Source organism: Algoriphagus sp. 10J20-15 (assembly GCF_055809615.1).
On record NZ_JBVVUG010000044.1, the window covers coordinates 194680 to 206695 of the forward strand.

The following is a 12016-nucleotide window of genomic DNA, read 5'->3' on the forward strand; positions in this document are numbered from 1 at the left end:
CGATCCGAATGCTTAGCAAAAATACAGTTAAGTTTATTAAATCCTTACATCAAAAGAAATTCCGAAATCAGGAACAAAAGTTCTTTGTGGAAGGTGAAAAGAGTGTTGTAGAAGTATTGAACTCAGATTTCAGGCTGGACTTACTTGTGGCTACAGATTCATTCTTTGAAAAGTATAAAAGTCTCATCGGTAAGTCTGGTGTCCAGGTGATTTTGGCTACTCAGAATCAACTTGAAACTCTAGGTCAATACCAAAGCAATGACAGTGCGCTAGCCGTAGTTCACATGAAAACAAACAGCGCTTTTGATTTCCCAAAGGGTAATTTCGTAATTGGCCTTGACGATGTGAGAGATCCAGGAAATGTCGGAACTATCATTAGAATTGCAGATTGGTATGGCATTAAAAATCTGGTTTTTTCTGACCAGACGGCTGATTTTTACAATCCTAAAGTAATCCAATCCAGCATGGGCTCTTTTACCCGAGTCAACTTTTTCTATGCGGATTTAAAAGCTGTTTTTAAGCAATGGAATGTTCCTGTGTATGGAGCATTTTTGAACGGAAAAAATGTTCACCAAATGAATCAAATCCAGGAGGGAGTGATTTTGATGGGAAATGAATCAAACGGAATTTCTACAGAACTTGAAGCTGTAGTGACAGATAAGGTGACGATTCCGGGATTCGGTGAAGCTGAGTCATTGAATGTAGCTATCGCTACCGCCATACTTTGCGATAATTTCAAGCGATTGTTAGTCAGATGATTCAAAAGTTAGCCAGAACACTCAATAAAGTCGGAATTAACGGGTTTTTGCTAGGATTATTTGCCGCTATTTTCTTAGCATGGTTATTCCCATTTGCAGGTTCTAATCAATCTCCAGTGCCTTGGAAACCTATCATCAATGTTGGAATAGGGTTGGTTTTCTTTTTTTACGGAGTGAAGCTTGATCCAGTACAGTTGGCTACCGGGTTAAAAAACTGGAAGCTACATGTACTCATTCAGCTCACCACCTTTGTGATTTTTCCATTGCTAGTGCTTGCTCTTTTGCCTTTTATGAGCTGGATAGACAAGGATTTTCAATTAGGAATTACTTACCTCTCCGTACTTCCATCCACAGTCAGTGCCTCGGTAGTGATGGTTTCTATTTCACATGGTAATATTCCGGGGGCTATTTTCAATGCCAGTATTTCCAGTCTACTTGGAGTGGTAATTTCTCCAGCCTGGATGGGGATTCTGGCAGATTCCTCAGACATTGAAATGGATTTCTTGCCTACACTGGGAGAGCTTTCTGTGAAAGTCTTATTGCCGGTAATAGTGGGTGTATTAGCACATAGATGGCTCTTCCCAAAAATAGAGAAACATCTATCAGCATTGAAATACGTGGATCAGTCGGTCATCATGATCATCGTATTTACCTCTTTTGCACAGTCATTTTCTCAGGATGTCTTTTCGCCATACAAATCCAGCGTTTTGCTCGAGGTGGGAGCGACCATGCTTGGATTATTTTTCCTTGTATGGGTGGTTATTGAAGTCTTGACGAGAATGCTGGGCTTTAGCTGGGAAGACCGGGTGACGGCATTATTTTGTGGCTCCAAAAAGTCACTTGTCCAAGGTGTAGTTATTGGGAAAGTGATTTTCCCAGATCCTGCTACGTTGGGTTTGGTTCTGCTTCCACTCATGTTGTATCACATTCAGCAACTAATTGCAGGTAGTATTATCGCATCAAGATTTTCGAGAAAGGATACCACTTCTTGAAAATCTGCATTAGTCTAAGAACTACAAAAGCCCAATTTCGGGCTTTTATTGTTATGCATGTGTTTTTGAGAGTTGATCCACTAGTTGTACGTATTGATCAGCAGCTTCTTCCTTGGACTTACCTTTCATGTTCATCCAAGCATTGTACTTGGCAGCTGCTTTGAAGTCAAATCCACCAGGACGTTCTGTTTCATTGTCTCCTTCAGTAGCCTGCTTGTATAGGCCATAAAGCTTTAATAGCTCCTCGTTACTTGGTTTGGAAGTGAATTTTTTTGTTGCTGCTACGGCTTCTTCAAAGGTGTTGCTAGACATTTCTATAGTGTTTGGTTAGGGGTGAAAGCCCAAATTTAATACCAGTTGTTAATTTGCAGCTATACTTGCATATAAATAAAATAACCAGCTGATTCAGCTGGTTATTTTATTGAGTTGGGGAAAGTATTCTACGATTAACGCTTATTCATTGATACGTAGTCACGCTCATTTTCTCCAGTATATACCTGTCTTGGACGACCGATTGGTTCACCATTTTCACGCATTTCTTTCCACTGGGCGATCCAGCACTGGAAGTCTGCCTAGTGCAAACATCACTGTGAACATGTCTGTTGGGATACCAAGCGCTCTGTAGATAATTCCTGAGTAGAAATCAACGTTTGGATACAACTGACGATCGATGAAGTATTGGTCATTCAATGCTGCTTGCTCCAGCTCTTTGGCTATATCCAAAACTGGATCATTAACACCTAATTTTTCCAATACATCATCAGCTGCTTTCTTGATGATTTTTGCTCTTGGATCGAAGTTCTTATAAACTCTGTGACCAAAGCCCATCAATCTGAATGGATCATTTTTGTCTTTAGCTTTGTCAAGATACTTCTTCGCGTCTCCACCATCTGCTTTGATTGCTTCCAGCATTTCGATTACAGATTGGTTTGCTCCACCATGAAGCGGACCCCATAGCGCATTGATACCTGCAGAAATAGAAGCGTAGATGCTTGCCTGAGAAGAACCAACAATTCTAACAGTAGAAGTGGAGCAATTCTGCTCGTGATCTGCGTGAAGAATCAAAAGTTTGTCTAATGCTGATGCTACTACTGGATCTACGTCATACTTTTCAGCAGGAAGCGCAAACATCATTTTCAGGAAATTTGAACAATAGTCCAATGCATTGTCTGGATAGTTTACCGGATGACCCATTTCGTTTTTGTATGCCCATGCTGCAAAAGTTGGCATCTTTGCGATCAAACGAATAATGCTCAAGTTTACTTCCTCTTCGGTTCTGTTAGGATTCAACGAATCAGGATAGAACGCCGTAAGTGCACAAATCATTGAAGAAAGCACGCCCATTGGGTGAGCATTGGACGGGAATCCCTCAAGAATCTTTTTAATGTCCTCGTGAACTAGTGTGTGATGTGTGATTTCTTTTGAGAAACTTTCATACTGAGCTTGAGTAGGGAGTTCTCCATAAATCAATAAATAAGAAACCTCAAGGAAGGTGGATTTCTCCGCCAGATCCTCAATTCTGTAACCTCTGTAGCGAAGAATTCCTTCTTCACCATCCAAAAAAGTAATGGCGCTTTTTGTAGCTCCTGTGTTTTTGTATCCTGGGTCTAGGGTGATAAGACCTGAGGATGCTCTAAGTTTTGCGATATCAATCGCTGATTCATTTTCTGTTCCGGTGATTACCGGGAATTCATAGTCTTGTCCTTTGAAAGAAAGCTTAGCTGATTCAGACATATAATTATTGTTTGGATTGCGTATTTTAAAAAACCTCGAATTAGGGTCGTAAGATAATAAAATCAGGTAGTTTTTTGGCGGTGAAAATAGCTTGGTGGAATAATATTCCTGTGAAAGTGAAAGAAATTTTAAGAAATTCTATCGATTTACTATTAAACCTCCAATAAGTCTAGTTTGTTTCTATTGTTTGTACCTGATTATTGAAATTCAGGAATAAAAAAAGCCCCGAAGGGCTATTTTTATATTATGCGCAGAAATGCTCGAATACTTCAACCAAGTGGTCGCCGATCATTTTTGCGTTTCTACCTTCAATATGGTGACGCTCGATGAAGTGAACCAATTCCCCGTCTTTGAATAGTGCCATTGCTGGAGAAGATGGAGGGTAAGGAAGACAAAGCTCTCTAAGTTTTTCCACTGCATCTCTGTCGTTTCCTGCAAAAACGGTAGCAAGTGTAGTTGGTTTTACGGGTGAATTCTCTACCGCATAAGTTACTCCTGGTCTTGCAGCTCCTGCCGCGCAACCGCAAACTGAATTCACTACAACAAGGGTAGTACCTTTATGGTCTGGACCAAGATGCGTTGCAACTTGCTCAGCTGTTCTGAACTCTTCAAATCCTACGCTGGAAAGTTCCGCTCTCATTGGAGCGATCAATTCTTCTGGATACATAATATTACTAGTTTATATAGTTCTTAATTAAAGAAAGCCCAATTCAAGTTTGGCTGCTTCAGACATCATATCCTGAGAATAAGGTGGGTCAAAGGTTAGTTCGATCTCCACATTATTGATTCCCTGAATCTGCTGGATTTTATCCTTGATCTCTGAAGGGATAAATTCCGCAGAAGGACAATTAGGCGATGTCAATGTCATCAACACATATACATTATTTACGGGGTAAACTGTGATCTCATAGATCAACCCTAAGTCGTACACGTCCACAGGAATTTCTGGGTCATAAACCAACTTAATGGCTTGGATCACTTTTTCCTTTAGGTTTTCTATTTGTCCTACTGATGTTTCCGTTTTACTTTCTGTTGACATACTATCAGGCATTTTGCTTGGTTTGAATAGCCAAAGCGTATAGTTTTATTTGCTTGATCATCGAGGCAAATCCATTTGAACGCTGACTTCCGATGATAGAGCCCATTCCGATTCTCTCTACGAAATTTAATTCCGCCTTGATAATCTCTTCTGGGCTACGATAGTTCAATACTCTCAATAAAAGTGAGATCAATCCTTTGGTAATATCTGTGTTGGAATCAGCTTGGAAATGTACTTTTCCATCTTTCTCATCCGCAATCAACCATACTTTGGATTGGCAACCTTTGATGGTATTTTCCTCGATTCTCTCATTTTCAGGGAAATCTTCCAGGCTTCCACCCAGCTCCATGATGTAATAAATCGTGGATTCTTTGTCATCCCCAAGGATTTCAAATTCCGAAACTATCTCATCTTGAACTTCCTGAATACTGCTCATTTATTTTTAATTCTGGCAATTCGGCTTAGGCCTTCTGCCAATTTATCTATTTCTGATTTCGAGTTATAAACCGAGAAAGAGGCTCTCACAGTTCCCTCCAGTCCCAATCTTTTCATCAATGGCTGCGTACAGTGATGACCAGTTCTTACCGCTATTCCATTAGCATCGAGCATCATTCCTACATCGTAAGGATGCATTGCATTGATATTGAATGAGAGTACACTGACTTTTTCCTTAGCTGTTCCTACTGGGAGAAAGCCCTTGATTTGGGACAGTTGCTCGTTCGCATAGCTAAGTAGCTCGTCTTCATGTGCTCTAATAGCATCTTTACCTAGTTCGTTGATAAAGTCAATAGCCGCTTTGAAAGCGATGACATCGCCAATATTTGGAGTGCCAGCTTCGAATTTGAAAGGGATTTCATTGTAAGTAGTCTTTTCAAACGTCACTTCTTTGATCATCTCTCCACCACCTTGGTAAGGAGGCATGGTTTCAAATACTTCTCTTTTTCCGTACAAACAGCCAAGACCCGTAGGACCATAAAGTTTATGCGCTGAGAAAGCAAAGAAATCACAATCCAACTCCTGCACATCAATATTCAAGTGACTGGAACTTTGCGCTCCGTCCAATAAAACTTTTGCTCCAACAGCATGTGCTGCATCAATTACCTGCTTGACAGGATTGATGGTTCCCAACGCATTCGATGCGTGAACGATACTCACCAATTTGGTCTTCAGGAGAAAGTAGTTTTTCGAATTCTTCGAAAAGAATTTCCCCAGCCTCGTTGATAGGAATTACTTTTAAAATAGCTCCTTTTTCCTCGCAAAGCATTTGCCAAGGCACAATGTTGGAGTGATGCTCCAATGTAGAAATGATGATCTCGTCACCTTTTTCCACGAATTTTCTCCCAAAAGTAGAAGCTACCAAGTTGATGCCTTCTGTAGTTCCCTTAGTGAAAATGACCTCTGCAGCTTCGCGGGCATTTATAAAATGCTGAATAGCCTCTCGCGTTTCTTCGAAATAACGAGTTGCTCGATCAGCTAGCGCATGAGCTCCGCGGTGAATGTTTGAATTATCATGCTGATAATAATTCGTCAGTGCATCAAGTACAGCTTGAGGCTTTTGAGTTGTAGCGGCATTATCAAAATAGACCAAAGGTTTGCCATGCACTTCTTGATGAAGCACGGGGAACAAACCTCTGATTTTTTCTATGTCTAATCCCATTTCTTAGAAGTTACTTCCTAAGCGTTCCTGAACTTGCGCTATGCAATAGTCTCGGAAGCTCTCATCTGTGATATGCTCGATTACTTCTCCAGCTACTGCATAAAGCAATAGACCTCTTGCCTGCTCTTTGCCAATTCCTCTTGCTTGTAGGTAAAATAATGCTTCTTCATCCAACTGACCGGTTGTACAGCCGTGAGAACATTTTACATCGTCAGCCCAGATTTCGAGTTGCGGTTTAGTATTCACCACAGCATCTTCTGATAAGAGGATATTGTTGTTCTGCTGAAAAGCATTGGTCTTCTGAGCATCTTGTCTTACAAAGATTTTTCCGTTGAAAACTCCTCGTGAACTGCCAGCCAGAATACCCTTATATAGCTCATTGGATTCACTGTGTGGTACAGTATGATCCACATTGGTATGATTATCCACGTGAGATTTGCCATCAAGCAAATATAAACCGTACATATTGCCTTCAGAATTGCTTCCAAGGATATTGATGCTGAGGTTGTTTCTCACCATTTCTCCAGAGAGTGAAATGTTCACTGAAGTGAATCTTCCGTCTTTCTGAATGTCGGTCTCTATATTGCTTACCTCGATCCCATTTTCACCTTCATTCTGCAATTTGTAGTAACGTATCTGAGTGTTTACTCCTCCTTTCACTTCCACAACTTTATTTACAAAGTAGGATGCGTCACTAAGGTTCACACTGTGATTGATGAAAGTTACTTCTGCGAAATCCCCAGCTTCAATCCAAACTCTAGGTTGAATCACTTGACCAGCGTTAGCTTTAAAGAAATTCAAGAATAGGATAGGCTTCTGGATCTGAGCTTTTTTTGGAACGGAAATGAAAACCCCTCCGTCAAAAGAACTTTGGTTCAAAGCACAAAACGGATCTTTCTCTGGCTTAGCAATACTTCCAAGGGCTGTACTAGCTTTTTCTGAAAGAGGTGAGGTCTCCACACCCTCTACAGTAGAAGAAAGTGCTTGCTGGAAATGCCCATTGGTAAATACCAAAACATCTCCTTCGAAACCTTCAAATACATTTGATTTCACTTGCTCAGCAGTTACTTCAAAAGCTCCTGCTAACTGAAAGTTTTGAATTCTCTGCTCTATCTTTTTAGTGATCGCGGTGAATTTGTACTCTTCTGATTTATTGGTAGGGAATCCTTGGGCTTGGAAAGCTTCCTTTCCTGCTACACGAACTTGCTCAAAGCCAGTTCCTGCATTTGCCAATAATTCCACAAGTATATCTTGCTTAATAAGCGTACTCATGAGTGATGTGTTAGGATGAAAATCAAACGGTCGCCTTGGAATCTACTTCGTCTTTGATCCAGTCGTATCCTTTTTCTTCTAGCTCTAGTGCAAGCTCTTTAGTACCTGATTTTACAATTTGTCCTTTATATAAAACGTGAACAAAATCAGGAACGATGTAATCCAACAAACGCTGGTAATGAGTTACCACTATAGTTGCGTTATCTTTTGATTTCAGTTGATTCACTCCGTTTGAAACGATACGAAGCGCATCGATGTCAAGTCCTGAATCAGTTTCATCCAAAATAGAAAGGGTAGGGGCAAGCATAGCCATTTGGAAGATCTCATTTCTCTTCTTTTCTCCACCAGAGAAACCTTCGTTCAGTGCTCTGCTTAGCAGCTTCTGATCCATTTCTACCAGTTTCATTTTCTCTTTCATCAGTGTCAAGAATTTCACCGCGTCAAGGGCTTCTTCACCACGGTATTCTCTCACTTGATTTACTGCAGTTCTTAGGAAGTTAGTCGAGCTAACTCCTGGAATCTCTACAGGGTATTGGAATGCAAGAAATACACCTTCTCTTGCTCTATCTTCTGGAGAAAGGTCAAGTAAATCTTTTCCTTTGAAAGAAACTTCTCCTTCAGTCACTTCATATTCTTCTCTACCTGCCAAAACTGAGGCAAGAGTAGATTTACCAGAACCATTTGGTCCCATGATCGCATGAACTTCTCCTGCTTTCACTTCTAGGTTGATACCTCTTAGGATTGGAGTCCCTTCGATAGAGGCGTGCAAATTCTTTATTGTTAACATAATTTTAAATTTGACATTTGATATTTGAAATTGGGGCAACCTTACTTTTAGCTTTTAAACTTGTTTCCCCTTATCTCACTGTCCTTTAAATATTTTATAAAGCCGGAAATAGACTTGCTGATTTCGAGACTTTTTTCACTAGTTATACTAAGTGTTTCTTCTGTGATAAATTTTCTGTCAAAAGCTCTGTAAAGTTGAGACCTTGACTCTCCTGCTGATGCTTTGGCAATACTCAAGAATTGGATAAATTCTCTATTTCCTTCTCGCTCAAAACCTTCAGCTATATTGTCCATGATAGATCCAGAAGATGAATTAATTTGATTTTTCAGACTGAAATCATTGCTAAAACCCTCTTGTTGAGTTAAGTCAAAGATAATCTTGCAATATTCTCTCGCCTTTTTCCAGATGTCTAGATCTTCAAAGCGAGTGATGGTTGCCATAATTTCAAATCAGAAATTTCAAATCTCAAATTCCATTACCCAACAGATCCTTCTAGCGTCAATGCCAACAACTTCTGTGCTTCAACAGCAAATTCCATTGGCAATTGATTCAATACCTCTTTTGCATAACCGTTGACGATCAAAGCAACTGCATCTTCAGTAGCGATACCTCGTTGGTTGCAATAGAAAAGCTGGTCTTCACCGATCTTCGAAGTAGTCGCTTCATGCTCTACTTTCGCTGTTGGGTTATTGATGTCTATGTAAGGGAATGTGTGTGCTCCACAGCGATCACCCATCAGTAGAGAGTCACACTGAGAGAAGTTACGTGCATTTGTCGCACGTTTCATTACCTGAACTTGACCTCGATAAGAGTTCTGGGATTTACCTGCGGAAATACCTTTGGAAACGATCCTTGACTTAGTGTTTTTACCAATATGAATCATTTTCGTTCCCGTATCTGCCTGCTGATAATTATTAGTAACGGCTACAGAATAAAATTCGCCGATCGAATTATCTCCTTTAAGGATACAAGAAGGATATTTCCAAGTCACTGCCGAACCTGTTTCTACTTGTGTCCAAGAGATTTTGGAGAAGTCACCCGCGCAGATACCTCGTTTAGTTACGAAATTGTAAATCCCGCCTTTTCCTTCTTTATCACCTGGGAACCAGTTCTGAACAGTTGAATATTTAACTTCAGCATGAGCTCCAGCGTAGATTTCTACTACTGCCGCATGCAATTGATTCTCATCACGCTGCGGTGCTGTACAACCTTCCAAATAGGATACGTAAGATTCATCTTCAGCCACAATCAGTGTTCTTTCAAACTGACCGGTATTTGCAGCATTGATGTCTGAAATAGGTAGAAAGCTCCATTGGGCAACGAACGCCTTTTGGAATAAAACAGAAGGAACCGTCAGAGAATACAGCAGAATTTAGCGCTGCATAATAATTGTCAGTCATTGGTACGACCGAACCTAAATATTTCTTAACCAATTCAGGATGCTCTTTTACAGCTTCGCTGAAAGAGCAGAATACGATTCCAAGTTTAGAAAGAGTTCCTTTGAATGTAGTAGCTACAGAAACTGAATCAAGAACTGCATCCACAGCTATCCCTTGGAGTTTCTTCTGCTCATTCAAATTAATACCTAAGCGCTTATAAATATCCAGCAATTCAGGATCTACTTCATCCAAACTCTTTGGTTTGTTAGTCTGTTTTGGGGCAGAATAATATTTGAGAGCTTGTAAGTCAATTTTAGGGTAGTGCACATTAGCCCACTTCGGCTCAGCCATGCCCTCCCAAGTTTTGAACGCTTTCAATCTCCAATCAAGAAGCCATTGAGGCTCTTCTTTCTTGGCAGAAATCCATCGGATAGTTTCTTCAGTTAACCCTACAGGAGCCTCATCGGCTTCATAGTTCACTGACCATCCGTGTTCGTATTCTTTTGACGTTAGTTCTTCTAAAATTTGATTGTCTTTGCTCATTTTTGCTGAGTTATTTAGACTAATTACATTTTAACGGCGAAGGTACAACATATAATGAAAATAATATGTTTTTACTCATTGGATAATTCTATCGAGCATATAAGTGTTCGATAGAAAATGCCCTTATCGTCCAATCTATACCGTCTTTACAAAAAAAAAGTATTGAAGGTTCAATACTTTTCGTTTTAAATGAATTTGTATAAATCTTTTATTTAGATTTAATCTTAATTGGCTTATTTCTCCTTATCAAAAAACTGTATAGGTCTGTTTATTGATTCTTCCAATACGATCAATGTTTCTGTTCTATCAATTCCTTCCACTTTTTGAATATTGTCAAGCACAAATCGCAGATGATTGGTGTCTCTACATATAATTTTTGCAAAAATCGAATAGTTTCCTGTCGTATAATAAGCGCTTACTACTTCGGAAATTGTCTTGAGTTTTTCAATAACAGTATCGTATAAGGAGCTTTTTTCAAGGTAGATGCCTAAAAATGCGGAAATGTCATATCCTAGTTTTGAGAAATCAATATTCAAAGTTGCACTTTTTACGATACCCATATCCTCTAGTTTTTTCATGCGCACATGAACAGTTCCTGAGGATACAAAGACTTTTTTAGCGATTTCCGTGTATGGAGTCTTCGCATCTTCATTCAAAAGAGAAATGATCTTTAAGTCTATGTTATCGATATCTAAAATTTTGTCCATTTTTATCGAGTGATTTTGGATGATTGTTAATGAATCTGCCTGTAAATTAGAGATTGTTCAAAATATAGCAAAATTTTTTTTTCAATTTGTAATTAAAAGTAAAATCTACTTACTTTGGACCTGATATAAATGTTCAATCGAATATTTTGTTCATAGAGTAAAAAGTCGAATTAAAATTTGAGATCATTTGCATTTCCAAATTTTAGTTTAATTTCTTCTGAAACTTTTAATCTCTAAAGTTATATTTGGGTTTATATTCTGAAAAGGGTCTTGCTTTTGGCGAGACTTTTTTGTTTTCTGTTTAAAATTTATAATACATAAAATTGTATTTGAAAAATTAAAAGCTGTATTTTTGTGTTATGTATATCCGCTTTTCTACCAGAAGGTGGCAAAAGCAAGGTAACTTAAGAAGTGAGGCCACTTCGGTCACCGCTCTTCCAATTTGATAAGCAAAGAATCTAAGTTGACTGGCAACATTGAGGTTAATCATATTTTGTTTTTATACTTCGATATTATGAAAATGCGCTCTCTAAGAGTTTTAAGTTATTTAGTCGTTATTTTTTGTCTGTTTACACCTATTGCAGGTAACCCACTGGTGGCCCAGGTTTCTAATGGTGGTGCTATCGCTACAAATGATTTTGTTGAATACCATAAGCTGAAGTTGAGAAGTGTAGAAAGTGCTTCTAGCTCCTCAAAAACCAGTGAATCAACAGATTTGACTTTTACGCCACTTTCTGCTGTGGAAAATAATTTAGCTACCAACTTGAATTCTCATTGGGTTTGGTCTGAAAATACGCTTGATATCATAGATAGTTATTCCCCTTTTTTATTTAGAACCAAAAAATCTGCTCTGATTGACGAGGTGAAAATTCTACTTCAAGTAAATTCCAAGGGAAGTTTGATGGGATTTGAAGTGTTAAGCGATGTAGATAAAGGGTTGCATGAACGAATTGATTATGTGCTTAGAAAGTTGCCTGATTGTAAACCGGTTCCTGGTTTCGATACTTATGGTGTAGAAACTTTTGAGCTAATCATACAAAAATAGTAAGCTGGTTTTTCCAGCTTTTTTTTGAGCGGTTAGTGAATAGTATGTGGGTAATTTACTTTTGAGGGGTGCCTGATAGCCGGTTTTTCGAAAAGTATTATCG

At 39.1% G+C, this 12016-nt stretch carries 11 protein-coding genes and 3 pseudogenes; 3 read left to right on the top strand and 11 right to left on the bottom strand.

Features of this window, described 5'->3' with window-relative positions; genetic code table 11:
* Window positions 1-8: 8 nt before the first annotated feature.
* Together AC0L6R_RS19245 and AC0L6R_RS19250 are read left to right on the top strand one after the other, a co-directional pair.
* On the top strand, window positions 9-758 hold the full coding sequence (locus AC0L6R_RS19245) for a TrmH family RNA methyltransferase (protein ID WP_473272763.1): 750 nt from the start codon (window positions 9-11) through the stop codon (window positions 756-758).
* Entirely contained in the window at window positions 755-1750 is a 996-nt protein-coding gene (locus AC0L6R_RS19250) for a bile acid:sodium symporter family protein (protein ID WP_473272690.1), read from the top strand. The genes AC0L6R_RS19245 and AC0L6R_RS19250 overlap by 4 nt, the downstream gene beginning before the upstream one ends.
* Window positions 1751-1801: 51 nt before the next feature.
* Here the strand turns inward: AC0L6R_RS19250 and AC0L6R_RS19255 are convergent, their stop codons facing one another.
* The 11 genes and pseudogenes from AC0L6R_RS19255 to AC0L6R_RS19305 all read right to left on the bottom strand — a co-directional run bounded on the left by AC0L6R_RS19255 (window position 1802) and on the right by AC0L6R_RS19305 (window position 10868).
* The gene (locus AC0L6R_RS19255) at window positions 1802-2062 is read right to left on the bottom strand and encodes an acyl-CoA-binding protein (RefSeq protein ID WP_339868240.1); all 261 of its coding nucleotides are present in this window, start codon (window positions 2060-2062) and stop codon (window positions 1802-1804) included.
* Between the two features lie 134 nt (window positions 2063-2196).
* Window positions 2197-3484 (bottom strand): annotated as a pseudogene (locus AC0L6R_RS19260) (citrate synthase).
* A gap of 244 nt (window positions 3485-3728) precedes the next feature.
* A complete protein-coding gene (locus AC0L6R_RS19265; RefSeq protein ID WP_283412647.1) occupies window positions 3729-4151 on the bottom strand; it encodes a BrxA/BrxB family bacilliredoxin in 423 nt (140 codons plus the stop codon).
* Window positions 4152-4178: 27 nt separating this feature from the next.
* Window positions 4179-4535, bottom strand: a complete 357-nt coding sequence (locus AC0L6R_RS19270) for an iron-sulfur cluster assembly protein (RefSeq protein ID WP_283412646.1) — start codon at window positions 4533-4535, stop codon at window positions 4179-4181.
* On the bottom strand, window positions 4528-4959 hold the full coding sequence (locus AC0L6R_RS19275) for a SufE family protein (protein ID WP_283412645.1): 432 nt from the start codon (window positions 4957-4959) through the stop codon (window positions 4528-4530). The genes AC0L6R_RS19270 and AC0L6R_RS19275 overlap by 8 nt, the downstream gene beginning before the upstream one ends.
* Window positions 4956-6180, bottom strand: a pseudogene (locus AC0L6R_RS19280) (SufS family cysteine desulfurase). The gene AC0L6R_RS19275 and the pseudogene AC0L6R_RS19280 overlap by 4 nt, the downstream one beginning before the upstream one ends.
* Window positions 6181-6183: 3 nt before the next feature.
* The gene (gene sufD, locus AC0L6R_RS19285; protein ID WP_473272691.1) at window positions 6184-7452 is read right to left on the bottom strand and encodes a Fe-S cluster assembly protein SufD; all 1269 of its coding nucleotides are present in this window, start codon (window positions 7450-7452) and stop codon (window positions 6184-6186) included.
* A 22-nt stretch (window positions 7453-7474) separates the two neighbouring features.
* Window positions 7475-8239, bottom strand: coding sequence for a Fe-S cluster assembly ATPase SufC (sufC, locus tag AC0L6R_RS19290; RefSeq protein ID WP_283412642.1), 765 nt, complete (start codon window positions 8237-8239; stop codon window positions 7475-7477).
* Window positions 8240-8286: 47 nt separating this feature from the next.
* Complete coding sequence (locus AC0L6R_RS19295) at window positions 8287-8679, bottom strand: four helix bundle protein (protein WP_473272692.1); 393 nt, start codon at window positions 8677-8679, stop codon at window positions 8287-8289.
* Between the two features lie 35 nt (window positions 8680-8714).
* A pseudogene (gene sufB, locus AC0L6R_RS19300) lies at window positions 8715-10161 on the bottom strand (Fe-S cluster assembly protein SufB).
* 233 nt (window positions 10162-10394) lie between these two features.
* Window positions 10395-10868 carry an Lrp/AsnC ligand binding domain-containing protein gene (locus tag AC0L6R_RS19305; RefSeq protein WP_057935770.1) on the bottom strand — a complete coding sequence of 158 codons (474 nt, stop codon included), beginning with the start codon at window positions 10866-10868 and terminating at the stop codon, window positions 10395-10397.
* Window positions 10869-11310: 442 nt separating this feature from the next.
* Here AC0L6R_RS19305 and AC0L6R_RS19310 point away from each other — a divergent pair, with 442 nt between their 5' ends.
* Window positions 11311-11913, top strand: a complete 603-nt coding sequence (locus AC0L6R_RS19310; RefSeq protein ID WP_473272693.1) for a hypothetical protein — start codon at window positions 11311-11313, stop codon at window positions 11911-11913.
* Window positions 11914-12016: the final 103 nt, after the last annotated feature.

Coding starts and splice junctions, on each gene's coding strand:
- AC0L6R_RS19250 (WP_473272690.1), top strand. CDS start 755: ATGATTCAAAAGTTAGCCAGAACACTCAATAAAGTCGGAATTAACGGG.
- AC0L6R_RS19275 (WP_283412645.1), bottom strand. CDS start 4,959: ATGAGCAGTATTCAGGAAGTTCAAGATGAGATAGTTTCGGAATTTGAA.
- sufC (WP_283412642.1), bottom strand. CDS start 8,239: ATGTTAACAATAAAGAATTTGCACGCCTCTATCGAAGGGACTCCAATC.
- AC0L6R_RS19295 (WP_473272692.1), bottom strand. CDS start 8,679: ATGGCAACCATCACTCGCTTTGAAGATCTAGACATCTGGAAAAAGGCG.
- AC0L6R_RS19245 (WP_473272763.1), top strand. CDS start 9: ATGCTTAGCAAAAATACAGTTAAGTTTATTAAATCCTTACATCAAAAG.
- AC0L6R_RS19305 (WP_057935770.1), bottom strand. CDS start 10,868: ATGGACAAAATTTTAGATATCGATAACATAGACTTAAAGATCATTTCT.
- sufD (WP_473272691.1), bottom strand. CDS start 7,452: ATGAGTACGCTTATTAAGCAAGATATACTTGTGGAATTATTGGCAAAT.
- AC0L6R_RS19270 (WP_283412646.1), bottom strand. CDS start 4,535: ATGCCTGATAGTATGTCAACAGAAAGTAAAACGGAAACATCAGTAGGA.
- AC0L6R_RS19265 (WP_283412647.1), bottom strand. CDS start 4,151: ATGTATCCAGAAGAATTGATCGCTCCAATGAGAGCGGAACTTTCCAGC.
- AC0L6R_RS19255 (WP_339868240.1), bottom strand. CDS start 2,062: ATGTCTAGCAACACCTTTGAAGAAGCCGTAGCAGCAACAAAAAAATTC.